Origin of the sequence: Pseudoxanthomonas sp. F11, assembly GCF_037046485.1 — a bacterium.
Lineage (GTDB): Bacteria > Pseudomonadota > Gammaproteobacteria > Xanthomonadales > Xanthomonadaceae > Pseudoxanthomonas_A.
The window spans coordinates 361,754-386,053 of the sequence record NZ_JBANLZ010000001.1 but is presented as its reverse complement, the minus strand read 5'-3'; the positions used below and the strand labels follow the sequence as shown (position 1 = coordinate 386,053).

22 protein-coding genes and 2 pseudogenes are annotated in these 24,300 nt (G+C 65.3%); 22 read left to right on the top strand and 2 right to left on the bottom strand.

What is annotated here, in order from left to right; genetic code table 11:
* The first annotated feature begins 46 nt into the window (after positions 1 to 46).
* The 8 genes from ftsH (at position 47) to V8246_RS01925 (ending at position 8,258) form a co-directional block, all read left to right on the top strand.
* Positions 47 to 1,975, top strand: a complete 1,929-nt coding sequence (gene ftsH, locus V8246_RS01960) for an ATP-dependent zinc metalloprotease FtsH (RefSeq protein ID WP_336187685.1) — start codon at positions 47 to 49, stop codon at positions 1,973 to 1,975.
* Positions 1,976 to 2,038: 63 nt separating this feature from the next.
* Positions 2,039 to 2,938 carry a dihydropteroate synthase gene (gene folP, locus V8246_RS01955; RefSeq protein WP_336187683.1) on the top strand — a complete coding sequence of 300 codons (900 nt, stop codon included), beginning with the start codon at positions 2,039 to 2,041 and terminating at the stop codon, positions 2,936 to 2,938.
* A gap of 53 nt (positions 2,939 to 2,991) precedes the next feature.
* Positions 2,992 to 3,948, top strand: a complete 957-nt coding sequence (miaA, locus tag V8246_RS01950; RefSeq protein ID WP_336187681.1) for a tRNA (adenosine(37)-N6)-dimethylallyltransferase MiaA — start codon at positions 2,992 to 2,994, stop codon at positions 3,946 to 3,948.
* Between the two features lie 165 nt (positions 3,949 to 4,113).
* A complete protein-coding gene (gene hfq, locus V8246_RS01945) occupies positions 4,114 to 4,392 on the top strand; it encodes an RNA chaperone Hfq (RefSeq protein ID WP_056881347.1) in 279 nt (92 codons plus the stop codon).
* Positions 4,393 to 4,426: 34 nt separating this feature from the next.
* Positions 4,427 to 5,767, top strand: a complete 1,341-nt coding sequence (gene hflX, locus V8246_RS01940; RefSeq protein ID WP_336187680.1) for a ribosome rescue GTPase HflX — start codon at positions 4,427 to 4,429, stop codon at positions 5,765 to 5,767.
* Between the two features lie 234 nt (positions 5,768 to 6,001).
* On the top strand, positions 6,002 to 7,120 hold the full coding sequence (hflK, locus tag V8246_RS01935; protein WP_336187679.1) for an FtsH protease activity modulator HflK: 1,119 nt from the start codon (positions 6,002 to 6,004) through the stop codon (positions 7,118 to 7,120).
* Positions 7,117 to 7,980: a protease modulator HflC gene (gene hflC, locus V8246_RS01930; protein ID WP_336187678.1), complete on the top strand. Its 864-nt coding sequence runs from the start codon at positions 7,117 to 7,119 to the stop codon at positions 7,978 to 7,980. The genes hflK and hflC overlap by 4 nt, the downstream gene beginning before the upstream one ends.
* Positions 7,981 to 8,072: 92 nt before the next feature.
* A complete protein-coding gene (locus V8246_RS01925; RefSeq protein ID WP_162109804.1) occupies positions 8,073 to 8,258 on the top strand; it encodes a DUF2065 family protein in 186 nt (61 codons plus the stop codon).
* 337 nt (positions 8,259 to 8,595) lie between these two features.
* Here the strand turns inward: V8246_RS01925 and V8246_RS01920 are convergent.
* Positions 8,596 to 8,940: pseudogene (locus tag V8246_RS01920) on the bottom strand (DUF559 domain-containing protein); the annotation flags it as partial.
* A gap of 581 nt (positions 8,941 to 9,521) precedes the next feature.
* Between V8246_RS01920 and V8246_RS01915 the strand changes: the two are divergent.
* The 12 genes and pseudogenes from V8246_RS01915 to V8246_RS01860 all read left to right on the top strand — a co-directional run bounded on the left by V8246_RS01915 (position 9,522) and on the right by V8246_RS01860 (position 23,468).
* Positions 9,522 to 10,814, top strand: coding sequence for an adenylosuccinate synthase (locus V8246_RS01915; RefSeq protein WP_162109803.1), 1,293 nt, complete (start codon positions 9,522 to 9,524; stop codon positions 10,812 to 10,814).
* 177 nt (positions 10,815 to 10,991) lie between these two features.
* Complete coding sequence (locus V8246_RS01910; protein ID WP_336187677.1) at positions 10,992 to 11,312, top strand: hypothetical protein; 321 nt, start codon at positions 10,992 to 10,994, stop codon at positions 11,310 to 11,312.
* 246 nt (positions 11,313 to 11,558) lie between these two features.
* Positions 11,559 to 11,864, top strand: a complete 306-nt coding sequence (locus V8246_RS01905) for a hypothetical protein (protein WP_336187676.1) — start codon at positions 11,559 to 11,561, stop codon at positions 11,862 to 11,864.
* Between the two features lie 106 nt (positions 11,865 to 11,970).
* Positions 11,971 to 12,858, top strand: a complete 888-nt coding sequence (locus V8246_RS01900; RefSeq protein ID WP_336187675.1) for an Mrr restriction system protein — start codon at positions 11,971 to 11,973, stop codon at positions 12,856 to 12,858.
* A gap of 74 nt (positions 12,859 to 12,932) precedes the next feature.
* Positions 12,933 to 15,116, top strand: coding sequence for a class I SAM-dependent DNA methyltransferase (locus V8246_RS01895; RefSeq protein ID WP_336187674.1), 2,184 nt, complete (start codon positions 12,933 to 12,935; stop codon positions 15,114 to 15,116).
* Entirely contained in the window at positions 15,113 to 16,189 is a 1,077-nt protein-coding gene (locus tag V8246_RS01890; RefSeq protein ID WP_336187673.1) for a virulence RhuM family protein, read from the top strand. Before V8246_RS01895 ends, V8246_RS01890 begins: the two co-directional genes overlap by 4 nt.
* Positions 16,186 to 17,496 carry a restriction endonuclease subunit S gene (locus tag V8246_RS01885; protein WP_336187672.1) on the top strand — a complete coding sequence of 437 codons (1,311 nt, stop codon included), beginning with the start codon at positions 16,186 to 16,188 and terminating at the stop codon, positions 17,494 to 17,496. Before V8246_RS01890 ends, V8246_RS01885 begins: the two co-directional genes overlap by 4 nt.
* An 11-nt stretch (positions 17,497 to 17,507) precedes the next feature.
* Complete coding sequence (locus V8246_RS01880; protein ID WP_336187671.1) at positions 17,508 to 20,597, top strand: type I restriction endonuclease; 3,090 nt, start codon at positions 17,508 to 17,510, stop codon at positions 20,595 to 20,597.
* A gap of 469 nt (positions 20,598 to 21,066) precedes the next feature.
* A complete protein-coding gene (locus V8246_RS01875; protein WP_336187670.1) occupies positions 21,067 to 21,549 on the top strand; it encodes a hypothetical protein in 483 nt (160 codons plus the stop codon).
* Between the two features lie 177 nt (positions 21,550 to 21,726).
* A pseudogene (locus V8246_RS01870) lies at positions 21,727 to 22,125 on the top strand (PAS domain-containing protein); the annotation flags it as partial.
* Positions 22,126 to 22,158: 33 nt separating this feature from the next.
* A complete protein-coding gene (locus tag V8246_RS01865; RefSeq protein WP_336188309.1) occupies positions 22,159 to 23,103 on the top strand; it encodes an HWE histidine kinase domain-containing protein in 945 nt (314 codons plus the stop codon).
* Positions 23,100 to 23,468 carry a response regulator gene (locus V8246_RS01860; RefSeq protein ID WP_336187669.1) on the top strand — a complete coding sequence of 123 codons (369 nt, stop codon included), beginning with the start codon at positions 23,100 to 23,102 and terminating at the stop codon, positions 23,466 to 23,468. The genes V8246_RS01865 and V8246_RS01860 overlap by 4 nt, the downstream gene beginning before the upstream one ends.
* A 23-nt stretch (positions 23,469 to 23,491) precedes the next feature.
* Here V8246_RS01860 and V8246_RS01855 read toward each other — a convergent pair whose 3' ends face one another.
* Complete coding sequence (locus V8246_RS01855; protein ID WP_336187668.1) at positions 23,492 to 23,716, bottom strand: hypothetical protein; 225 nt, start codon at positions 23,714 to 23,716, stop codon at positions 23,492 to 23,494.
* Positions 23,717 to 23,892: 176 nt separating this feature from the next.
* Between V8246_RS01855 and V8246_RS01850 the strand changes: the two genes are divergently transcribed.
* Both V8246_RS01850 and V8246_RS01845 read left to right on the top strand, forming a co-directional pair.
* Positions 23,893 to 24,078: a hypothetical protein gene (locus V8246_RS01850; RefSeq protein ID WP_336187667.1), complete on the top strand. Its 186-nt coding sequence runs from the start codon at positions 23,893 to 23,895 to the stop codon at positions 24,076 to 24,078.
* 9 nt (positions 24,079 to 24,087) lie between these two features.
* Positions 24,088 to 24,282, top strand: a complete 195-nt coding sequence (locus V8246_RS01845) for a hypothetical protein (protein ID WP_336187666.1) — start codon at positions 24,088 to 24,090, stop codon at positions 24,280 to 24,282.
* Positions 24,283 to 24,300: the final 18 nt, after the last annotated feature.

The following is a 24,300-nucleotide window of genomic DNA, read 5'->3' as shown; positions in this document are numbered from 1 at the left end:
GACGTAAAGTGCGTATTACGAAAGAGGAACGCCGGAGCCGATGAGGATGAACGACCTGACCAAGAATCTGCTGCTGTGGGTAGTCGTCGCCGTCGTGCTGATGGTGGTCTTCCAGAGCTTCTCGCCCAAGGGCGGCGTCACCGCGACCGGCGGCCCGATCACGTATTCCGAATTCCTGCGCGAGGTCGAGTCCGGCCGCGTGGCTTCGGTGAAGTTCACCAACGAGAGCAACCTGGCCACCAACGCCATCGCGTTCAAGCGCAAGGACAACTCCACCGGTACCGTGTACGGCCCGCAGGACGACAAGCTGGTCGACACGCTGCTGGACAAGAACGTCACCATCGACCGCGAGCAGCCCGAAAGCGGCATCTCGCTGGTGGCCATCCTGCTGAACTTCCTGCCGGTGCTGCTGATCATCGGGTTCTGGATCTTCATCATGCGGCAGATGCAGGGCGGCGGCGGCGGCGCCAAGGGCGCCATGTCCTTCGGCAAGTCGCGAGCCAAGCTGCAGGGCGAGGACCAGGTGAAGGTCACCTTCGCCGATGTCGCCGGCTGCGACGAGGCCAAGGAAGAAGTCGGCGAACTGGTCGAGTTCCTGCGCGATCCCGGCAAGTTCCAGAAGCTGGGCGGCAAGATCCCGCGCGGCGTGCTGATGGTCGGCCAGCCCGGCACCGGCAAGACGCTGCTGGCCAAGGCCATCGCCGGCGAGGCCAAGGTGCCGTTCTTCAGCATTTCCGGTTCGGACTTCGTCGAGATGTTCGTTGGCGTGGGCGCCAGCCGCGTGCGCGACATGTTCGAACAGGCCAAGAAGCATGCCCCCTGCATCATCTTCATCGACGAGATCGACGCCGTCGGCCGCCACCGCGGCGCCGGCCTGGGCGGTGGTCATGACGAGCGCGAGCAGACCCTGAACCAGTTGCTGGTCGAGATGGACGGCTTCGAGGGCGGCGAAGGCGTCATCGTGATCGCCGCGACCAACCGTCCTGACGTGCTGGATCCGGCGCTGCTGCGTCCGGGCCGTTTCGACCGCCAGGTGGTGGTGGGCCTGCCGGACGTGAAGGGCCGCGAACAGATCCTGCGCGTGCACATGCGCAAGCTGCCGCTGGCCGACGACGTGGAGCCGATGGTCATCGCCCGCGGTACGCCGGGCTTCAGCGGCGCGGACCTGGCCAACCTCTGCAACGAAGCGGCGCTGTTCGCCGCGCGCGAGAACGCGAAGGACGTCCGTATGGACCACTTCGACCGCGCCCGCGACAAGATCCTGATGGGCGCCGAGCGCCGTTCGATGGCGATGAGCGAGGAAGAGAAGACGCTCACTGCTTACCACGAGGCCGGCCACGCCATCGTCGGCCGCGTGGTGCCGGAGCACGATCCGGTCTACAAGGTCACCATCATTCCGCGCGGTCGTGCGCTGGGCGTGACCATGTACCTGCCCGAAGGCGACAAGTACTCGCTCAACCGCGTGGCCATCGAATCGCAGCTGTGCTCGCTGTACGGCGGCCGCGTGGCCGAAGAGCTGATCTTCGGCGCCGACAAGGTCACCACCGGTGCGTCCAACGACATCGAGCGCGCCACCAAGATGGCCCGCAACATGGTCACCAAGTGGGGCCTGAGCGACGAGATGGGCCCGATCGCCTACGGCGAGGAAGAGGACGAGGTGTTCCTGGGCCGTTCGGTCACCCAGCACAAGAACGTGTCCAACGAGACCGCGCGCCGCATCGACGAAGTGGTGCGCGCCATCCTGGACCGCGCCTATGCGCGCACCAAGACCATCCTCACCGAGAACCTGGACAAACTGCACGCGATGTCCCACCTGCTGCTGCAGTACGAGACCATCGACGCGCCGCAGATCGACGCCATCATGGAAGGCCGCGAGCCGCCGCCGCCGATGGGCTGGAACAAGGCCGGCAAGGACGACGACAAGCCCGAGTCCCGCCCGTTGCCGCCGATCGGTGGGCCGGCCGCGCAGACCTGAGCCGCGTTGCCAGCACGACCATGAAAGGCCAGACTCGTGTCTGGCCTTTCTTTTTTCCTGCCCATGTTCGACACCGTCCCCCAACTCGACTGCGCCGGCCGCATCCTCAGGCTCGACCGCCCGCAGGTGATGGGCATCGTCAATGTCACCCCGGACTCGTTCTCCGACGGTGGCGCGCATGACACGGCCGACGCGGCCGTGGGGCATGCGCTGAAGCTGGTGGAGGAGGGGGCCGACGTGCTCGACATCGGCGGCGAATCCACCCGACCCGGCGCCGCCGAAGTGGAGGTCGAAGAAGAGCTTCGTCGCGTGGTGCCCGTGATCGAGCGCCTGGCTGCGCAGGTGGCCGTGCCGATCAGCATCGATACCTCCAAGCCCGAGGTGATGCGCGCGGCCGTGCAGGCGGGCGCCGGGATGATCAACGATGTCTACGGCCTGCGCCGCGAGGGTGCGCTCGATGCCGCGGCCGCGCTCGGCGTCCCCGTCGTGCTGATGCACATGCAGGGCGAACCGCGTTCGATGCAGGCCGCACCGCAGTACGACGATGTGGTGGGCGAGGTGCACCGCTTCCTGGCAGAGCGCATCTTCGCTGCGGAAATGGCCGGCATTCCGAAGCGGCGCATCGTCGTCGATCCAGGGTTCGGTTTCGGCAAGGACACCGCGCACAACCTGCAGCTGCTCGCGCAGTTCGAGCGTTTCGTCGAACTGGGCGTGCCGGTGCTGGCGGGGCTGTCGCGCAAGCGCAGCATCGGCGAACTGACCGGTCGCGACGTGCCGGCGGACCGCGTGGCCGGATCGGTGGCGGCGCACCTGATCGCCGCCCAGCGCGGCGCCGCGATCGTGCGCGTGCACGACGTGGCCGCCACCGTCGATGCCCTGAAGGTGTGGAACGCCGTCGCCGCGGCGCCGACGCCGCGCAAGGCCGCGGCGACACCGACGATCCGCTGGCCCGACGACGACTGACCGCGCCCGGCGTTCCACCGGCCAGCGCGGCGGCCGGATGCGACAATGCGCGCATGTCGCTCGACCCCCGTCCTTCCGCCATCGCCATCATGGGCCCGACCGCCTCGGGCAAGACGGCGTTCGCGCTGGAGGTGGCCGAACGTTTCAATGGCGAGATCGTCAGCGTCGATTCCGCGCTGGTCTACCGCGGCCTGGACATCGGCGCCGCCAAGCCCAGCGCGGACGAACGGACGCGCGTGCCGCACCACCTCCTGGACGTGCGCGATCCCTGGCAGGTCTACTCCGCCGCCGACTTCGCCCACGACGCGCGCCGCGCGATGGACGACATCGCCGCGCGTGGCCGTCTGCCGGTGTTGGCCGGTGGCACCGGGCTCTACTTCCAGGCGCTGCTTGAAGGGCTGGCCGCCATGCCGCCGGCCGATGCCGCCCTGCGCGACCGGATCACCGCCCGGGCGCAGCAGGCCGGCTGGCCCGCCCTGCATGCCGAGCTGGCGCGGATCGATCCGGAGGCCGCCGCGCGCATCCATGCCACCGACCCGCAGCGCATCCAGCGCGCGCTGGAAGTGTTCCACCTGACCGGCACGCCGATCAGCCACTGGCAACGTACGGCGCGGCGCGAACGGCTGCCGTACCGCGTGCTGAAGCTGGTGCTGGCGCCGGCCGACCGCGCCGTGCTGCACGCGCGCATCGCCCAGCGCTTCGACCTGATGCTGGCGCTGGGTTTCCTGGAGGAAGTCCGCACCCTGCGCGCCCTGCCCGGGATGCAGGCGGTGGCCGCGCCGCTGGACCTGCCGGCGGTGCGCGCCGTGGGTTACCGACAGGCCTGGGAATTCCTGGACGGGCAGGGCGATGCCCGGGACTTCCGCGAACGCGCCATTGCCGCCACCCGCCAGCTGGCCAAGCGCCAGCTCACCTGGCTGCGCGGCGAACTGGACGCCCGTTGGTTCGATCCCGCCACCGACGCAGAACGGCTGGCCCAGGCGCTGGCCCTGTTCCTGCCGCGCCGCTGAGCCTGCCGGCGCCGGCATGGCCGAACTGGGACCGGCTGCCGGACTTGGCGGCGCCCTCGAGGGCCGGAGTTGTGTAACATCGGGTCTCCGGAGCGGCTGGGGAGCCGTTTGCCGCGCCGGGTTCAACACCATACCTACTATAAGAACGCAAGGCGGGAGTACGTCATGTCCAAGGGGCAATCCCTGCAGGATCCTTTCCTCAATGCACTGCGGCGCGAGCGCGTCCCGGTGTCGGTCTACCTGGTGAACGGCATCAAGCTGCAGGGCACCATCGAATCCTTCGACCAGTTCGTGGTCCTGTTGCGCAACACGGTCAGCCAGATGGTCTACAAGCACGCCATTTCCACGGTGGTGCCGGCGCGCAACGTGCGCGTGGGCCCCGGGGGCGGCTACGTCCAGCAGGGCGAGGACGGGGCGGAAGGCGGCGACGACGAAACCGCGTGATAATGCGTGCCTCGACTGAAGAGGCACGACCCCATTGTTTGAAAGATCCCGCAAGGGCGAGCATGCGCTGCTGATCCAGCCGCATGCCGGCGGCCGTCCGGACGACGGCCTGACCGAGGAATTCAGCGACCTGGCGCGCTCGGCGGGCGCCAGCATCGCCGCGCTGCTGACCGCGCGCATCGACCGTCCCAATCCCTCCACGCTGATCGGCAGCGGCAAGCTGGAGGAAGTGAAGGCGGCCGCCGACGCGACCGGCGCCGACCTGGTGCTGGTCAATTTCCCGCTCTCGCCCGGCCAGGAGCGCAACCTGGAGAAATTCCTGCAGCGCCGCGTGCTGGACCGCACCGGGCTGATCCTGGACATCTTCGCCCAGCGTGCGCGCAGCCACGAAGGCAAACTGCAGGTGGAACTGGCGCAGCTGCGCCACATGGCCACGCGCCTGGTGCGCGGCTGGACCCACCTGGAGCGCCAGCGCGGCGGTTCCATCGGCCTGCGTGGCCCGGGCGAGACGCAGCTGGAAACCGACCGCCGCCTGCTGCAGAAGCGCGTCGAGCAGTTGCAGAAGCGGCTGGAAAAAGTCGAAGTGCAGCGCACCCAGATGCGCCGCGCCCGCGTGCGCAGCGAACTGCCGCGCGTGGCCCTGGTGGGCTACACCAACGCCGGCAAGTCCACGCTGTTCAATGTGCTGACCGGTGCCGAGGCCTATGCGGCCGACCAGCTGTTCGCCACGCTCGACCCCACGGTGCGCCGCATCGACCTGCCCGGCGGCGCGGTGGTGCTGGCCGATACGGTGGGCTTCGTGCGCGACCTGCCGCACGAACTGGTCGCCGCCTTCCGCTCCACCCTGAGCGAAGCGCGCGAGGCCGACCTCCTGCTGCACGTCATCGACGCTGCCGATCCGCACCGCGAGGAGCGCATCGCCCAGGTCGACGAAGTGCTGCAGGAGATCGGCGCCGGCGACCTGCCGCAGATGCTGGTGTTCAACAAGATCGACCGCATCGAAGGCGCCGCCCCGCGCCACGACCAGCCCGACCCGGGCGTGGACGAAGGCGATGCGCCCAGCGCCGGCATGGGCCGCGAGCGCGTGTGGATCTCCGCCCGCGACGGGCAGGGCATCGACCTGCTGAAGGGCGCGCTGGCGCAGCGGCTGGGCTTCCAGCGCGTGCGCGGCGAGCTGCACCTGCCGGCCAACTCCGCCCGCTTGCGCGCGCGCCTGCATGCGCTGGGCGCGGTGCTGGCCGAAGACTTCGAGGAACACGGCTGGCGCGTCACCGTCGACCTGGCCCTGGCCGACGCCCAGCGCTTGGCCTCGCAGGCCGGCGGGCATCCACTGGAAGCGCTGCTGCCGAAGGTCGAGCGGGAAGACTGGCAGTAGGGCAGGGTCGGGTTGCTGTTGTAAGAGCGACGTCAGTCGCGACCGCGGGAACTCCGTACCAGGGGATTTGCCCCCGGGCGGTTCACCCGTGCGGTCGCGACTCACGTCGCTCCTACGGCTGTCAGGCGGCCCCATGACCTCCCGGCCTTGCCTGCCGGCCGAGGCGTCCCTATCTAGTAGAATCGAAACCTGCGCCGGCCCCGGGCCGTGCGAATCCTTCACGATGGAGTGGGCATGGCCTGGAACACCCCCGGCAGCAGCAGCGGCGGATCTGGCAACAACGGCAACCGGAACAACAACTGGACGCCGCGCAACCGGCAGGGCGGCGGCATCGGCGACGTGGTCGAGCGCTTGCGCGGCCTGTTCGGCGGGGCCGGTGGAGGCGGCAACCCGCTGCGCTGGATCCTGGTGGGCATCGGCATCCTGGTGCTGTTCTCCAGCTTCCAGCTGATCGGCGAACAGGACCGCGGCGTGGTCCTGCGCTTCGGCCAGTACAACCGCACCATGCAGCCCGGCCCGAACTTCAAGTTCCCCTGGCCCATCGAAAGCGTCACCAAGGTCCCGACCACCGGCGTGCGCACCTTCAGCAACAGCCTGCCGGTGCTGACCCGCGACGAGAACATCATCACCGTCTCGTTCAACGTGCAGTACCGCGTAGGCGATCCGCAGAAGTTCCTGTTCGGCACCACCGACGCCGTCCGCGTGCTGGAACAGACCGCGCAGAGCGCCGTGCGCGAAGTGATCGGCCGCTCCAACCTAGACGCCGCGCTCAATGCGCGCGGCCCGCTGTCCGCAGCCGCGTCCACCGCGCTGCAGGCCTCGCTGGAGGCCTACCGCACCGGCCTGGTGGTCACCGAGCTGAGCCTGCAGGACGCGCGCCCGCCGGAAGAGGTCAAGCCCGCCTTCGACGAGGTCAACAGCGCCCAGCAGATGAACGAGCGTCTGGTCAACGAAGCCCGCGCCTACGCCGCCCGCATCGTGCCCGAGGCCCGCGGCCAGGCCCAGCGCGTGCGCACCGTGGCCGAAGGCTACAAGACCGCCGCCATCGCCAAGGCCACCGGTGACGCCACCCGCTTCAGCCTGCTGCTGGACGAGTACCGCAACGCGCCGGAAGTCACCCGCAAGCGCCTGTGGCTGGATACCGTCCAGCAGGTGCTGGCCGACAACCGCAAGGTGGTCGGGGGCGACAGCCGCCAGCTGATCTACGTGCCGATGGGCGGTGCGCAGGCTCCGGCCGCGCCCGCGCCCGCCGGCGCCCTTCCCGCCGAGGTCGTGATGCCGCAGGTCGAAAGCACCCCGTCCGGTGCGCGCAGTTCCGTGCGCACTCCCCGCCGCGAGGAGGCCCAGCCATGAGGACCTCCCTGATCGTCGGCATCGCCGTGGCCGTCCTGCTGGGCCTGATGGGGTCGGTGTTCGTGGTCCGCGAAGGGCAGGTGGGCCTGGTGCTCAACCTGGGCCGCGTGGCCCGCAGCGAGATCGGCCCCGGCCTGCACTTCAAGTGGCCGCTGGTGGAGACCGCGCGCGTGTTCGACCAGCGCTTCACGGCCAACGAGTTCCCGCCGGAGCGTTCGCTCACCTCCGAGCGCAAGGACGTCAGCGTCGATTTCATCGCCATCGGTTTCATCGTCAACGCCGCGGATTTCTACCGCGCCACCGGCGGCAACGCCGAAGTGGCTACCGACCGCCTGGCGCCGATCATCAAGGAGTCGCTGCGCAACGAGATCAACTCGCGCACGCTCACCCAACTGGTGTCCGGCAACCGCAACGAGCTGATCGAGAAGCAGCTGCCGGGCATCAACGCCGGCGCCAAGACCCTGGGCATGCAGATCGTCGACATCCGCTTCAAGCAGATCGACCTGCCCACCGACAGCGAAGTGATCGGCCAGGTCTACGACCGCATGCGCGCCGAGCGCCGCCAGGTGGCCAGCGCGCTGCGTGCCGAGGGCGAGGAACAGGCCCGCATCGTGCGTGCCCAGGCCGACCGCGACCAGACCGTGCTGGTGGCCGAAGCCGAGCGCGATGCGCAGAAGCTGCGCGGCGAAGGCGATGCCGAAGCCGCCCGCATCTACGGCGAAGCGGCCAACCGCGATCCGGCCTTCTACGCCTTCCAGCGCAGCCTGGAGGCCTACCGCGCCTCGTTCGCCGATGGCCAGGGCGTGATCGTGCTGGACAAGGACGACCCCTTCCTGCAGTACATGAAGAGCGACCGCTGAGCCCTTCCACCGGCCGCCCCAGGGCGGCCGGTCCCGTTTGGCCCTCCGTCTTTCATCGCCCCGCGCCTGGTCGCCGGGCCGGGATCCTGCCCATGTCCGAACTCTGGTCCGCCCTGTGCCTGGTCGCCATCCTGGAAGGCCTGGTGCTGTTCGCCATCCCCGCCGGCTGGAAGCGCGCCGCGCTGCAACTGCTGCAGATGTCCGACGGCCAGGTCCGCGCGGTCGGCGGCTTCATCCTCATCTTCGGCCTGACCCTGCTGTGGGCGGTGAAGCACTGACCGCTGAGCGTCTTTGCTGCACGGGCTGCTGACGGAAAAGCGCCCCTCATCCGCCCTCCGGGCACCTTCTCCCCGCTGCGCAGGGAGAAGGAAGGACACGGCGCCTCATGGCTTCTTCTCCGCATTCTTGCGGACTCAAAGCGTGTCTCGGATTCTTTCGTGCACGCTTCAACGTGCTTTTCCTTCTCCCCGCTACGCAGGGAGAAGGAAGGACACGGGCGCCTCATGACTTCTTCTCCGCATTCCCGCGGACCCCATGCGTGTCTCCGGTTCCTTCGCACACGCGCGAAAGTGTTTTTCCTTCTCCCTGCGCAGCGGGGAGAAGGTGCCCGGAGGGCGGATGAGGGGTGAGCGCGGCAATGATCGCGTGCAGGACATCGGCCGTGTCCCGCAGCACGTCATCGTTCCAAAACCTCAGCACCCGGAACCCTCGGGTTTCCAGGAAGCGCGTGCGCGCGTCGTCGCGACGCCGTTGCGCCAGATGCTGGCTGCCATCCAGCTCCACGATGAGATGTCCTTTCACGCAGGCGAAATCGGCGAAGTAGGGCTCTACCCGGTGCTGCCGCCGGAACTTCCACCCCAGCAGGCGCCGGTCGCGCAGGTATTGCCACAGCACCCGCTCCGCTTTGGTCTGGTCGCGCCGTAGCCGACGTTCGCGCGCGTGGTCTGTCTTTCCCCGCATCGTTTTGCCCTCCTGATGCAGGCAGGGTCGGTGCGCGGCAGCCTGCGCTGTATCGGGAAGCGCCGCATGGATGGATCGGAAAGCGCCCCTCATCCGGCCTTCGGCCACCTTCTCCCCGCTTCGCAGGGAGAAGGGGAAAGCCGCGCCCTGCTGCTTTGCCTTCTCCCCACGTTGCAGGAGAGGGAGGCAATCCCTGCGGTTTCCTTCTCCCCGTAAGCGGGAGAAGGGAGCCGCAGGCCGGATGAGGGGCCGCTCTTGGCGCGGACTTTCACGGCACGCATCCTTCTCCCCGCCTGCGGGGAGAAGGTGGCCGAAGGCCGGATGAGGGGCCGCTTTTGGCGCGATTCCTGAACCTCCAGTGCGGCCCCCCGGCCCAGGGTAGCCCCCGCCCCCCTAAACCCGGATAATGCACAAAAGCCGGACGGGCCCCCTGCGTGGGATACCCGCCGGCTTTTTCCGTGTCTGGGCCCGGCGTGGCGGGCGGCTCCCCGATGGAGTTCGCCGGCATCGGTAACGCGGTGGTCCCGCACGACCCCTTCCGGTGGCCCCGATGGCCGCCAACAATCGAGGAGTTACCCGTCATGGGTCAGTCAGTCGTCGTTCTCGGCGCCCAGTGGGGCGATGAAGGCAAGGGCAAGATCGTCGATCTGCTCACCGAGGAAATCGGTGCCGTCGTCCGTTTCCAGGGCGGCCACAATGCCGGCCACACGCTGGTCATCGGGGGCAAGAAGACCGTCCTGCACCTGATTCCGTCCGGCATCCTGCGCCCCGACGCGCTGTGCCTGATCGGCAACGGCGTGGTGCTGTCGCCGGCCGCGCTGATCAAGGAAATCGACGAACTGGAATCGGCCGGCGTGGAAGTGCGTTCGCGCCTGAAGATCTCCCCGGCCACGCCGCTGATCATGCCGTACCACATCGCCCTGGATCAGGCCCGCGAGAAGGCCGCCGGCGGCAAGGCCATCGGCACCACCGGCCGCGGCATCGGCCCGGCGTACGAGGACAAGGTGGCGCGTCGCGGCATCCGCGTGGCCGACCTGCATTACCCCAAGCAGCTGGAAGAACTGCTGCGCACGGCGCTGGACTACCACAACTTCGTGCTCACCAAGTACCTGGGCGTGGACGCGGTCGATTTCCAGAAGACCTACGACGAAGCCCTGGCCTTCGGCGAATACGTGCAGCCCATGAAGTCCGACGTGGCCGGCATCCTGCACGACCTGCGCAAGCAGGGTAAGCGGGTGCTGTTCGAAGGCGCGCAGGGTGCGCTGCTGGACATCGATCATGGCACCTATCCCTACGTCACCAGCTCCAACACCACGGTCGGCGGCGCGTTCGCCGGCACCGGCGTGGGCGCGGACGCCATCGACTACGTGCTGGGCATCTGCAAGGCCTACGCCACGCGCGTGGGCGGCGGTCCGTTCCCGACCGAGCTGGACGATGAGGTGGGGCAGGGCATCCGCGACCGCGGCCAGGAATACGGCGCCTCCACCGGCCGTCCGCGCCGCTGCGGGTGGATGGACATCGTGGCGCTGAAGCGCGCGGTGGCCATCAACGGCATCTCCGGCCTGTGCATCACCAAGCTGGACGTGCTGGACGGCATGAAGACGCTGAAGATCTGCATCGCCTACGAGTACCGCGGCAAGCGTACCGAGTACGCGCCGCTGGATGCGGGCGGGTGGGAAGAGTGCACGCCGGTGTACCTGGAATTCCCGGGCTGGGACGAGAACACCCACGGCATCACCGAGTGGGACAAGCTACCGCCGGCCGCGCGTGCCTACCTGCGCGCGCTGGAAGAGCTGTCCGGCTGCCCGCTGGCCATCGTCAGCACCGGCCCCGACCGCGACCACACCATGGTCCTGCAGGACCCGTTCGCGTAATCCGCCGTCATCCCGGCGAACGCCGGGACCCCGCGACTGAGAAAGCCCCGCACCCGCGGGGCTTTTTTCATGGCCGACCCTCATTCCGGCACACGCCTTGCAAGGACGTCGTCACCCTCAATCGCGGCCGCCCGTGGCCGTTAGAAGCACCGTGACACCGTACTGGTTGGAGCCTCCATGCATCGCAACGCCGCCCACGCTTCCGTCATCACCGGCCCCTGGCAGCACCCCGCGCCCGCCGCGGCGGCGCCACGCCGGCCCGAGCGCCGCAAGGCTGCGCCCGTGCAGAGCGCCGACGCACTGCGCGCCGGGCTGACGCCGGCGCAGTTGACGACGTTGGAAGCGCTGGAAATCTTCCAGTGGCGCCTGGCCTTCGTGCGCCGCCCGCTGTTCCAAGCCCCCATCCCGGTGCTGTTCGATCGCGACCACACGCGCCACGTGGTCATCCAGGAAGACGGCACCCTGGACGAGAGCCAGTCCCTCGTCCTGCGCGCCTGAGGCGCGCCATATCGTGCTGTTCCTTCTCCCCGTCTTGCGGGGAGAAGGTGCCCAACGGGCCTGCCCCGTACTTGATACGGGGGCGGATGAGGGGCAGAGCGCGATGCCAACCGCTCCCCTGAACACATCCCCCACACCCCAACGCCACCCTCACGTTCCCTTGAACCCGGCCGATAGAAGGTAGGGCACCTGCCGTCATCGACGGCGGGCCGCTTTCGTTCCATGCCTTCAGGAGTCCCCCGCCGGATGACGGATCCGCACCGCCCGCGCGACACCCCCGGCCCGGACACGCCGGGCACCGCCCCCCGTACCCCCGAGCGCCGCAAGGGCGCGCCTAAGCTGGACGACGCCACGCTGTTGGCCGGCCTTACGCCGGAGCAGCAGGCCACCATCCACACCATGGAAACCTTCCACTGGCGCCTGAAGTTCGTCCGCCGCCCCCTCTTCAAGATCCCCATCCCCGTGCTGTTCAACCGCGAAGGCGACCGCTACGTGGTGGTCAACGAGGACGGGACGATTGATGAGAACCCGGCGTTGAAGTTGAGGGATTGAGCAGATCCGGCAGAATGCGCCCGTGACCCCGTAGTCGCGGGGCCTTTTCGTTGAGCGAATGTGAACGTCAGCGTACAGTTCCCGGACCACGTAGGAGGGGAACGCTGTGGCGGACGTCACCAAGGCCAGGACTGGCCATCTGATTCGCAAACTATTCGAAATTCTCATCGCCCAGCCCGACGGCATGAAGGCCGCGGATGCGCTCAAAGCGCTGGAGCAGGCGGTCCAGCTGACGGACTACGAAGCCGGAGACTACGCGTCCGGCGGCCGCCGTTTCGAGCGGATCGTCCGCTTCGCGACAGTGACCTGCGTTAAGGCGGGCTGGCTGATCAAGCACAAGGGTGTCTGGTCGGTCAGCGATGAGGGCAAGGCCGCGTTCGCGTCCATCAAGGATGCAGAAGCGTTCTACCGTCAGGCCGAGAAGCTCTACTGGAAGTGGCGCAAGGCGCAGCCGGCCGCGCTGGAAGAAGACGAAGCGGAAGAGGCGGCGGAGAAGTCCGCGGTCATCACGCTGGAACAGGCAGAGGAGATGGCTTGGAAGGAGATCGAGGACTTCCTGGCCGAGATGCCGCCCTACGAATTCCAGGATCTGGTCGCCGAACTACTCAAGGCGATGGACTACCACGTGGCCTGGGTGGCGCCTTCAGGCAAGGACGGCGGCGTGGACGTCATCGCCTACAACGACCCGTTGGGCACGCGCCCGCCGCGCATCAAGGTGCAGGTCAAGCGCAACGCGAACTCGCCGCGGATCGATGTCATCGGTCTGCGTAGCTTTATGGCGGTGTTGGGGGAGGGGGATGTCGGCCTGTTCGTGGCGCTGTCCGGTTTTACCAAGGATGCGGAACTGGAAGCGCGCCAGTCGCATCGCCGCATCACCCTGCTCGACACCACTAAGCTGGTGGAGTTGTGGACTTCGCACTACTCGAAGCTCGATGACGGCGCGCGGCGCAGGTTGCCGTTGAAGCCGGTGTGGTTTCTTGCCGGTGAAGACTAGGGCTTGAGCGACAGTCGTTGCCGTTGATCCATTTTCGATGCCGCGTACTGCGCATCGATACCAGAACTACAAGAATGAATATCAAGAACCACGAAGAGCTCAAAAGCACCATTTGGGAAATCGCCAATCGCCTGCGCGGCCCTTATCGTCCGCCTCAGTACCGTCTCGTCATGCTGCCGATGGTCGTGTTGCGTAGGCTTGACTGCGTGCTTGAGCCCACCAAGGACAAGGTGTTGAAGCAGCATGAAAAGCTGCTGGCAAAGGGCACCCCCGAGAACGCCATGCACAGGCTGTTGGGGAAGGCCGCAGATCCCGGGCGCCAGTATCCCCTGTACAACGTCAGCAAATACACGTTTGCCAAGCTGCTGGGAGATGCGGAGAACATCGCTCCGAATCTGATCAACTACATCAACGGATTCTCGCCGGACGCGCGCCGTATCTTCGAGCGATTCAAGTTCACTGACCAGATCGAGAAGCTTGACGCCAGCAACCGCCTTTTCACCATCGTCAAAGCGATGGCGGACGTCGATCTGCATCCTGATCGCATCGACAATTTGCAGATGGGGTACCTGTTCGAGCACCTGATCATGCGGTTCAACGAGCAGGCGAATGAAGAGGCGGGCGACCATTTCACGCCGCGTGAAGTCATTCGCCTGATGGCGAACCTGATCTACACCGGCGAGAAAGACGTCTACAAGCCCGGCATCTTTCGGACGATCTATGACCCCACCTGTGGTACTGGCGGCATGCTGTCGGAGTCGGAGAAGTTCATTCTGGCACAGAACGCGCAGGCCAATCTCAGACTGTATGGACAGGAATACAACGACGAATCCTGGGCCATCTGCTGCTCGGACATGCTCATCAAGGACGAGGACACCAGTAGCATCGTGCTCGGTGACACCTTGGGGGATGGCAAGACCAGGGACGGCTTCGAGGGCCAGCGGTTCCATTACATGATGGCCAACCCTCCCTTCGGCGTTGAATGGAAGGATCAAAAGACGGTCGTCGAGAACGAACACAAAAAGCTCGGCCCGAATGGCCGCTTTGGCGCGGGCCTGCCCGCGATCAACGACGGGTCGCTCTTGTTCCTGCAGCACATGATCCACAAGATGCACCCCTACGCGAAGGGAGATGAGGACAAGCCGGGATCGAAGATCGCGATCGTTTTCAACGGCTCTCCGTTGTTCTCGGGTGACGCGGGCTCCGGTCCATCCAACATCCGTCGCTGGATCATCGAAAACGATTGGCTGGATGCCATCGTCGCCATGCCGGATCAGTTGTTCTACAACACCGGCATCTACACCTACGTATGGTTGGTGAGCAACCGCAAGCCTGTTGAGCGGCAGGGCAAGGTGCAGTTGATCGATGGCACCCGCTTCGTTTCCAAGATGAAGAAGAGCCTCAACAACAAGCGCAACGAGATCGCGGATGAGCAGATCGAGGCGCTCACCCGGCTGTATGGCAACTACCGTGATGGGGAGACCGCCGAGGTGGTCGTCGACCACAAGACCGGCGAGAAGGAAGTTCGCGTGGTGTCCAGGATCTTCGAGAACCGCGAGTTCGGCTTCCTAAAGGTGACCGTGGAGCGCCCGTTGCGTATGAACTTCGAAGCTACACCTGAGCGTATCGCCAGGCTTGATGAGCAGTCCGCATTCGCCGGCCTCGCGACGTCGAAGAAGCGCAAGGACGAAAAGGCCGCAAAGCGGGAGATCGCCGAAGGGGAGGCTATGCAGCAGGCCATTCGTGACCTGGTTGCCACGCTCGGCCGCAAAGGGCGTTACATGGATCGGGCCGTATTCGAGGCTGACCTGGGGAAGGCGGCAAAGAAGGCCGGCATGGTTCTCCCGTCCCCTGTTCGAAAGGCCATCTTCGCTGCGTTGGGCGAACGCGACCCCAGAGCCGAGATCTGCCGTAACAAGGGCCTGCCAGAACCCGACAGCGAACTGCGCGATACGGAAAACATCCCATTGCCCAAGGGCACTGCACTACCGCTGCCGATGGCCTTCGGCCCGGACAAGCCCAACGATGCGCTGGTAGAGATGTTCCGTGACACGATCGACGACTACATGGCGCGCGAGGTATTGCCGCATGTCGCGGATGCCTGGGTGGACTATGGCAAGACCAAGATCGGCTACGAGATCCCCGTCAACCGCCATTTCTACGTGTACAAGCCGCCGCGTCCGCTTCCGGAGATCGAGTCCGATATCCGCAAGCTGGAGGGCGAGATCGCCGATCTGCTGAAAGGATTGCTGGCATGAGCAAGGATGTGACCATCACCACGGAAGGCGAACTGCTGATCTATCCCGCTGGGGAGGGCCGTATCCGCGTGCTGTTGGCGGGCGAGACGGTCTGGCTGACCCAAGCCCAGATCGCGGCGTTGTACCAGACCACGCCGCAGAACATCACACAGCACCTGAAGGCCATCTACGCCGAAGGAGAGCTGGAGGAGTCGGCAACCTGTAAGGATTACTTACAAGTTCGTCAGGAGGGTGCGCGCACCGTCTCACGCCGACCCAAGCACTACAGCCTGGACGCCATCCTGGCCGTGGGCTACCGGGTTCGGTCGGCGCGCGGCACCGAGTTTCGCCAGTGGGCCACGGCGCGATTGTCGGAATACCTGGTCAAGGGCTTCGTGCTGGACGACGAGCGGCTGAAGGGTCATGCAGGTCCGGTGGATCATTTCGACGAGCTGCTGGCGCGCATCCGCGAGATCCGCGCCAGTGAGGCCCGGGTATACCAGCGCATCCGGGAGATCTTCGCCATGGCGGTGGACTACCGCGAGGGCGAGGAGGACACGCAGCGGTTCTTCGCAATCATGCAGAACAAGATGCACTATGCGGCCACCGGCCTGACGGCGGCAGAAATCGTGCGCCAGCGGGCAGACGCTGCGCAGCCCAACATGGGGCTGAGCACCTGGAAGGGTGGGCGGGTGTTGAAGCAGGATGTATGCACAGCGAAGAACTATCTCGATGCGCGGGAGGTCGAAACCCTCAACCGCATCACGGTGATGTTCCTGGATCAGGCAGAGTTCCGGGCGATGCGTCGGCAGGACATTCGGTTGGCGGACTGGGATGGTTTTCTGGACAAGTTCCTGCGCGACACAGAGCTTCCCGTACTGGCGAACGCAGGCAAGGTCAGCCAGTCGCAGGCGAAGGATTGGGCCGAGCGTCAGTACGACACTTTCTCCGAACGGCGGAGGCTGGAGGCGGAGCAGGTCGCAGAAGCCAGATACGTGGCTGACCTGCGGAGCGCAGCGGAGACTTTGAAGGCTGGCAGCGCGAATAGAACCAAGAAGAGATCGAGCAAGTCGCTCTCTGGAGGTGAGTCGTGATCTTCAATCCAGACATGCCGGGGACGCGCCTCAAGTGGGCCTTCGAAAGTTGCAAGAATGGTGCGTGGGGCAGTGAGCCCGATGGAGAGAACGATGTCGTTTGTATCCGGGCGGCGGACTTCGATGGGCAATCTGGCCGGTTGAACGCGGGTGAGCGCACCCTAAGGTCTATTGATACGGCTACGTTCGACAAGATTTCGCTGCGGCCCGGCGACCTGGTGATGGAGAAGTCCGGCGGTGGCGAGAAGCAACTGGTCGGTCGAACGGTGTTGTTCGAAGATGATCGGCCCAGCGTGACGTCCAACTTTCTTGCCCGCTGTCGCCCTGCCGAAGAAGTCGATCCTGCTTTTCTCAACTATCTGATGCTGGCGATCTATGTGGGGCGGGGCACCTATCCACATATCAAGCAGAGCACAGGGATCCAGAATCTTGACTTGGGCAGCTATCTGGACATGCGCGTCCCCATCCCGGAGCTGACCGTCCAGCAGCGCATAGCCCGCTTCTTGGACGAAAAGACCGCGCGCATTGATGCCCTGATCGAGAAGAAAAGGGCGCTACTGGACCGGCTGGCGGAAAAGCGTCAAGCCATGATCACTCGCGCCGTCACCAAGGGTTTGAATCCGGATGTGCCGATGAAGCCATCGGGAGTGGATTGGCTTGGCGAAATTCCTGAACATTGGGACGTAAAGCCGCTGAAAAGACACATCCGGACAATTGAACAGGGCTGGAGCCCTCAAACGGAGATGCGCACGGCAGAGATTGAGGAGTGGGCTGTTCTCAAGAGCGGGTGCGTGAATCTTGGGATTTTCGATGAAAACCAGCACAAGGCCCTTCCAGCTCATTTGGATGCAAGGCCTGATCTTGAGGTGAAAGCTGGTGATGTGCTGATGTGCCGTGCGAGTGGTTCTCTGCATTACATCGGATCCGTCGGATTGGTGGAAAATACTCGCCCAAGATTGATGTTTTCTGACAAGACCTACCGAATACGTCTTGATCTCGAAACGACGGATAAGAAGTTTTTCTCGCTCGCAATGTTTGCCAAGCACATGCGCGAGCAAATACGCCTCTCGGTTAGTGGTGCAGAAGGGCTTGCAAACAACATCCCTCAGTCCAGCGTCCAGGACTACCTTCACGCATTTCCGCAGTTATCGGAGCAGAAGGAAATTGCCGAGTATGTGAGCTTGAACGATCAGATGATGGGGAAAGCGTCAGCGGCTATAACTGCAACCATCGATCAGCTCTCCTCATATAGATCAGCGCTCATTACCGCCGCCGTCACCGGCCAACTCCCCGAACTCAACGGATAAGGACGTCCCGCATGGTTGGCCATACCGAACTCGCCTTTGAAGTCGCCATCGAAGCCGGCCTACTGGCCAACGGCGGCTACCGCAGGCGCAGCGCAGCCGACTACCACGAAACCCTGGCCTTGTTCCCCGCCGACGTGATCGGCTTCCTGCAGGACAGCCAACCCACGCGCTGGCAACAACTGCATGTATTGCTGGGCGGGCGCACCGAAGCCACCGTGCTGGAGGCACTGGCAAAGGAGCTGGAGATCAAGGGCGCGCTGCACGTGCTTCGCCACGGTTTCAAGTGCTACGGCAAAACCCTGCGCCTGGCCTACTTCCGCCCCAACTCCGGCATGAACCCCGAAGCGGCCGCCAAGTACGCGCACAACCGTCTGACCATCACCCGGCAGGTAGCTTTCACCTCCGTGCTCAAGCGGCCTGACGGCAAGCCCCGGCGCTGCATCATCGACGTGACGCTGGCGGTCAACGGTCTGCCGGTGGTGACGGTGGAACTGAAGAACCCCCTGACCGGCCAGCGCGCCCGTGATGCCATCCACCAGTACCAGCATGACCGTGACGAACGCGACCTGCTGTTCGCGTTCAAGCAGCGTGCACTGGTGCATTTTGCAGTGGACCCGGACGAAGCGTGGATGAGCACGCGACTCAAGGGCAGGGAGACCGTCTTTCTGCCCTTCAATCGTGGCGACCAGCACGGCGCGGGCAATCCTCCGGTGCAAGGCAACTGGAAGACCCACTACCTGTGGGACGAAGTGCTGACGGCAGATAGCCTGCTCGACATCCTCCAGCGCTTCATGCACCTGGAGGTCAAAGAGCGTCAGATCAAGACCGACAAGGGGGTGCGCAGCGTCCGCAAGGAGGCCATGATCTTCCCGCGTTATCATCAGCTTGAAGCCGTGCGGCGACTGGTCGGGCACGCACGCGAGAAGGGAGCGGGACACAACTATCTGGTGCAGCACTCGGCCGGATCCGGCAAGTCAAACTCCATCGCCTGGCTCGCGCATCGGCTGGCCAGCCTGCATGACGCCCAGGAAGAGAAGGTCTTCCATTCGGTGGTGGTGGTCACTGATCGCCGCGTGCTGGATCAGCAGTTGCAGAACACCATCTACCAGTTCGAGCATAAAACGGGCGTGGTGGAAAAGATCGACGAGGATACCCGCCAGCTCGCCCGGGCGTTGTCAGGTGGCACGCCCATCATCATCAGCACGATTCAGAAGTTTCCGTTCATCGCTCGCGCGCTCGCAAGGCTCGAGGCCGATGGCGAGGACGTCAGGATCGATACTGCCGGAAAGCGCTTTGCCGTGATCGTGGACGAGGCGCATTCCTCGCAGAGCGGTGAGACCGCCATGGCCTTGCGCGGCATGCTCAACCGGGATGGCATCGAGGCCGCGGTAGCTTCCCAGCTGTCCGACGAAGAAGATGACGATCTGGACGAGTCCACTCGTGCGGCCATCCTGCGCGAGGCCCAAAAGCGAGCGCGGCAACCCAATCTCAGCTTCTTCGCCTTCACCGCCACACCCAAGTTCAAGACCAAGGTGTTGTTCGATACGCCGGGGCCATCGGGAGAATCGCCGTTCCACGAATACAGCATGCGCCAAGCCATCGAAGAGGGCTTCATCATGGACGTGCTGGCCAACTACACCACCTACAAGCGCTTCTTCGGCCTGATCAAACAGGTTGAGGACGATCCGGAAGTGTCGCGAAAGCAGGCAGCGAAGGCGCTGACCCGTTACATGGAACTGCATCCGGTCAACATCGAGCAGGTCGTGTCGGTGATCGTCGAGCACTTCCGCGTGCATGTGATGCACGAGCTGGGTGGACGTGCCAAGGCGATGGTGGTCACGGGTTCGCGATTGGCTGCGGTCAAGTACAAGCTGGCCTTTGATCAGTACATCAAGGACAACGGCTACGAGGGCATCCGTTCACTGGTGGCGTTCTCCGGCTCCGTGGAAGATCCGGAGGACCCCGGAGCGTCCTACACCGAAGTATCGATGAATGACGGTTTGGCGGAAAGCGAACTGCCTGAAATGTTTGAGCGTGACGACTACCGCGTGCTATTGGTGGCAGAGAAGTACCAGACGGGCTTCGACCAGCCGCTGTTGCAGACCATGTATGTGGTCAAGAAGCTCGCGGGTGTGCAGGCGGTGCAGACGTTGTCGCGCCTCAACCGTATGGCGCCGGGCAAGAAGCGGACGTTCGTGCTCGACTTCGCTAACAAGGAAGAAGATATTCACAAGGCGTTCAAGCCGTACTACGAAAGCACGCCCATCAGCGACAACGCGGGTCCGGAGAAGCTGTCCGAACTGCAGCACAAGCTGCTGGCGCCCGCGATCTTTACGCCGGCGGACGTAGACGCCTTCGCGCAGGCTTGGTACAAGCCAAAGCGCGAGCATTCGGGCAGCGACCACAAGCAGATGAACGCCGTACTGGATGGCGTGGTGCAGCGCTTCAAGGCTCAGGCCGAGGAGAAGCGGGATGAGTTTCGGGGGCTGCTAACGGCCTATCGAAATCTCTATGCCTTCCTGTCGCAGATCGTCCCATATCAGGACAGCGATCTGGAGAAGCTGTACACCTTCGTCCGCAATCTAATGACCAAGCTGCCGTTGCCGGATGAAGGCAAAGCGTTTGTATTGGATGACGAGGTAAGCCTGCGCTACTACCGGATGCAGCAGCTTACGGATGGCTCGATTGATCTTAGTAAGGGTGACGTATATCCGCTGAAAGGACCCACTGATGTGGGGACTGCGCGTGTGGCGGATGAGGAGGTGGCGCTGTCGAGTCTGGTGGAGAAGCTCAATACACGCTTCGGTACGGATTTCACTGAGGCCGACCAGTTGTTCTTCGATCAGATTCGGATTTCGGCGGAAGCTAGTGACCAGGTAAGGGAGGCTGCCAAGGCGAACAATCTGGGCGACTTCACTTCCTATCTGGAACGCGTATTGGATGAGCTTTTTATCGAGCGAATGGAGGGGAATGAAGAGATCTTCTCGCGGGTGATGACTGACAGGTCGTTCCGGGTTGCGGCCAGCGAGCAACTGGCTTTCGAGTTGTTCGAGAAGATCAGGGGCGCGCGATCATCGGGTGCTTCAGATTTTGGCGGTTAGGAGGGGCGCGCTCGGGCCCTGCGGCCGATCTGCGCCGCCGTGAGCGCAGCGTCACGCTCCACTTTTAGGCCGCTTACGTCGATCGGTCCTAAGTCTCTTCTCACACAAACATCCAACGCCGGATGTTTTTCGGTGTTTCTTCTCACAATAAGGTCCAACGTTTCCCCTTTTTGGTGAAACGTTCCAGGTTTTCCGGCCTCTCATCTCTCACTAACGCCCAACGTTTCCCCTTTTCGGTCCAGCGTTGGATGTTTTTCGGTGCTTCTTCTCACAGTAGCGGTCAGCGTTGGATGTCTTAGGTCCAACGCTGGATGTTTTTCGGTATCGCACCGATGTTTTTCGCTCAATCGCGCATGCGAATGTGAGAAGTACTTCATTAGTGCGCGCGGGCGTCGCAACGCGGGTAGGGCGCAGTAGGCTGCGTGTGCCGGTCGGACCCGGCCGGCACAACCTGAAAGGACGCAAGCACATGACACAGAACCGCATCGCCATGACGTTCCAGCCCGACCGCCTGGAGCGCATCGACGGCTCATTGAACGCCCTCGAAGCCGACCTCGACCTGCTGATCGCCCTGACCGTCGAAGAACGTCAGGACCTGGTGAAGATGGGGCACAAATCGCGTGCCTTCTGCGCCACCGCGCTGAGCGTGGCCGAACAACACGCCGGCCTGATGCCGCGCGACTTCGACATCGACGCCTTCCGCCAGGACCACCTGGCCCTCGAACTGCTGCGCCCGCGCGCGGCGAGGCTGGCGCACCTGATGCAGCGCGCGGCCGACACCGAACTCGCCCTCGGCAGCGACCTGATGGCCGCCGCACTGGAGGTGTACGGCGTGCTGAAGGTGGCGGGCAAGGACAAGGGCGTGGACGAAGCGCGCCGCGAACTGGCCTCGCGCTTCGCCCGCCGCAAGGCCACCGCCGAGCCCGTCGGTGAAGCCGTCGTCGACGCCTGAGCCTGCGCCGCCGCGCCACCCCAAGGCCCCGCAACGCGGGGCCTTTTTCTTGGGCCCGCCTGAACAGAAGCCCCCGCGCAGGGCACCCCCCTGCCAAGTTTCACGGGTCGCCCACGCCGACGGGCGGTAGGGTGGGGCATCGCCATCAGAACACCCACGTCCATGGACAGCGCCTCGATGGCAGGCGGTGCGCACGCCTCGGCGGAGCAGCGCCTCCGCCTGTACGAAACCCTCCTGCAGACCACCCCCGACCTGGTCTACATGTGGGACCTGCAGCACCGCTTCACCTACGCCAACGCCGCCCTGCTGGCCATGTGGGGCAAGACCTGGGACGAAGCCATCGGCAGGAACTGCCTGGAACTGGGCTACGAACCCTGGCACGCCGCCATGCACGACCGCGAGATCGAACAGGTCATCGCCACCCGCCAGCCCGTGCGCGGCGACGTGCCGTTCAACGGCACCAACGGCCGCCGCATCTACGACTACCTGCTGGTGCCCGTCATCGGCCCCGATGGCGAAGTGGAAGCCGTGGCCGGCACCACCCGCGACGTCACCGAACGCAAACAGCACGAAGAAGCCCGCCGCCGCAGCGAAGAACGGCTGGCCGCCATGGTCGACGCCACCACCGACCTGGTCTACCGCACCAATGCGGACTGGAGCGAAGTGGACATCGTGGGTGGCAGCCTGCTGCTGGGCCGGCACGGCTCGCTCACCCCCGCCTGGCTGGAGGTGCTGGTGCACCCCGACGACCGCGACCTGGTGGCCGACGCCATCGCCCGCGCACGCGCCACCCAGAGCACCTTCAGCGCCGAACACCGCATCCGCAACGAAGCCGGCGGCTGGTCGTGGATCGCCTCGCGCGCAGTGCCCATCCGCCCCATCGGCGGCGAGGTGACCGAATGGTTCGGCGCCGCCACCGACATCACCGCGCGCCGCCAGCACGAAGAACACCAGCGCCTGCTGCTCAACGAACTCAACCACCGGGTCAAGAACACCCTGGCCATCGTCCAGTCCATCGCCCTGCAGACCCTGCGCCGCGCCGACGACATCGGCCTGGCCTGCGACCGCTTCGAAGCGCGCCTGCACGCGCTGGCGCAGGCGCACGACGTGCTGACCCGCCAGCAATGGGAACACGCCCCGCTGCACGACATCGTGCGCACCGCCATCGCCCCGTGCCTGCAGGGGGACGAGCAACGCTTCGACATCCATGGCCCGCCGATGGAACTGGAACCGCAACGCGCGCTGGCCTTGTCGATGGCCTTGCACGAGCTGTGCACCAACGCCATGAAGTACGGCGCACTGTCGGTGGCGCAGGGGCGGGTGCGCATCCACTGGACGTCCGAGCCGTTGAACGGCCGCCGCAGTCTGATTCTGCACTGGCAGGAACTGGACGGCCCGCCGGTGGTGGCGCCGGCACACCGCGGCTACGGCGCGCGCCTGATCGAGCGTGGCCTGCGCCACGACCTGGGCGGCGACGTGGCCCTGGACTTCCAACCCGCGGGCGTGCACTGCCGCATCACCGCCCCCATGCCCGACCTAGGAGTGGCCGCATGACGACGACCGACCCCGCACCGCGCGTGCTCATCGTGGAAGACGAATTCCTGCTGGTGATGCTGCTGGAAGACCTGCTGCCCACCCTGGGCTACACCGTGGCCGGCAGCGCCGGATCGGTGGAGCACGCGCTGGCCAAACTGGATACCGCCGACGTGGACCTGGCCGTCGTGGACGTGAACCTGGCCGGCGAACCGTCGTTTCCGGTGGCCGATGCGCTGCGCGCGCGCGGCGTGCCGTTCCTGTTCACCACCGGCTACGGCCAGCAGGGCCTGCCGGAACGCTTCGCCGATGCGGCGGTGCTGGCCAAACCGTTCCGCCGCCAGGACATCCAGAACGCCCTGGCCGGCTTGCGCCCGGCGGCCTGATTCCCGGACGGCGGCGCGCCGCGTCAGTCGGCGGCGTCCGGTTCGCCGTGCACGTAGTTCACGCCCAACCGCCGCGACAACGCGTGCAGTCGGCGCAGCACCGATGAACGCAGGTGCATGGGCGCGTGGTCGTACACCTGCGCCCATAACCCGCGCAGGAACGCATGCGGATCGCCGATATCGGCACCGGACATCACCCGCATTTCGGCATCGGAAAGACGCGCGTCGATACGTTCGTGGCACAACATGCGCTGAAGATTGCATGAGCCTGCGTCAACGCGCCGTGCGCACGGCGTGCCCGCGTTCAGCCCGCAGTCGCTCTGCGCGGTACAGCGTGACTGCCTGCTGAAAATCCGCAGGCCACCCTCACGTGTGGCCAACGTCTGCATGGCGACGCTGGACGCCCGCAAGCGAGGACTCCGCCATGCATCGCACCCCCCGCGACGCCACACCGGCCGCGCCCAACCCGATCGAACGACAACGCCGCCCCGAGGGCGACGTGGTGCCCGGCGAATCGCACGGCAAGCGCACCGACGACGCGCGCAACGACCCTGAAGTCGAACCCGGCGCGAAGGACGGACAACCGCATCGCCATCCCCCGCAGATCTGAGGACTCCGCATGACTCCGCTCGACAAACCGCTCCGACGCGAACTGATGCTGGGCGACCAGGCCTACACGCTGACGATCGATCCCACCGGACTGAAGCTGGTGGAGAAAGGTCGCCGCAACGGCGTGGAGATCCGCTGGACCGACCTGGTCAGCGGCGATGCCGCCCTGGCCGCCGCGCTGCAGGCTTCCACGGAGCGCACCTAGGCGCGCCACGCCGGCGCG

Coding starts and splice junctions, on each gene's coding strand:
- ftsH (WP_336187685.1), top strand. CDS start 47: ATGAACGACCTGACCAAGAATCTGCTGCTGTGGGTAGTCGTCGCCGTC.
- folP (WP_336187683.1), top strand. CDS start 2,039: ATGTTCGACACCGTCCCCCAACTCGACTGCGCCGGCCGCATCCTCAGG.
- miaA (WP_336187681.1), top strand. CDS start 2,992: ATGTCGCTCGACCCCCGTCCTTCCGCCATCGCCATCATGGGCCCGACC.
- hfq (WP_056881347.1), top strand. CDS start 4,114: ATGTCCAAGGGGCAATCCCTGCAGGATCCTTTCCTCAATGCACTGCGG.
- hflK (WP_336187679.1), top strand. CDS start 6,002: ATGGCCTGGAACACCCCCGGCAGCAGCAGCGGCGGATCTGGCAACAAC.
- hflC (WP_336187678.1), top strand. CDS start 7,117: ATGAGGACCTCCCTGATCGTCGGCATCGCCGTGGCCGTCCTGCTGGGC.
- V8246_RS01925 (WP_162109804.1), top strand. CDS start 8,073: ATGTCCGAACTCTGGTCCGCCCTGTGCCTGGTCGCCATCCTGGAAGGC.
- V8246_RS01915 (WP_162109803.1), top strand. CDS start 9,522: ATGGGTCAGTCAGTCGTCGTTCTCGGCGCCCAGTGGGGCGATGAAGGC.
- V8246_RS01910 (WP_336187677.1), top strand. CDS start 10,992: ATGCATCGCAACGCCGCCCACGCTTCCGTCATCACCGGCCCCTGGCAG.
- V8246_RS01905 (WP_336187676.1), top strand. CDS start 11,559: ATGACGGATCCGCACCGCCCGCGCGACACCCCCGGCCCGGACACGCCG.
- V8246_RS01895 (WP_336187674.1), top strand. CDS start 12,933: ATGAATATCAAGAACCACGAAGAGCTCAAAAGCACCATTTGGGAAATC.
- V8246_RS01890 (WP_336187673.1), top strand. CDS start 15,113: ATGAGCAAGGATGTGACCATCACCACGGAAGGCGAACTGCTGATCTAT.
- V8246_RS01880 (WP_336187671.1), top strand. CDS start 17,508: ATGGTTGGCCATACCGAACTCGCCTTTGAAGTCGCCATCGAAGCCGGC.
- V8246_RS01875 (WP_336187670.1), top strand. CDS start 21,067: ATGACACAGAACCGCATCGCCATGACGTTCCAGCCCGACCGCCTGGAG.
- V8246_RS01865 (WP_336188309.1), top strand. CDS start 22,159: ATGGTCGACGCCACCACCGACCTGGTCTACCGCACCAATGCGGACTGG.
- V8246_RS01860 (WP_336187669.1), top strand. CDS start 23,100: ATGACGACGACCGACCCCGCACCGCGCGTGCTCATCGTGGAAGACGAA.
- V8246_RS01855 (WP_336187668.1), bottom strand. CDS start 23,716: ATGTTGTGCCACGAACGTATCGACGCGCGTCTTTCCGATGCCGAAATG.
- V8246_RS01850 (WP_336187667.1), top strand. CDS start 23,893: ATGCATCGCACCCCCCGCGACGCCACACCGGCCGCGCCCAACCCGATC.
- V8246_RS01845 (WP_336187666.1), top strand. CDS start 24,088: ATGACTCCGCTCGACAAACCGCTCCGACGCGAACTGATGCTGGGCGAC.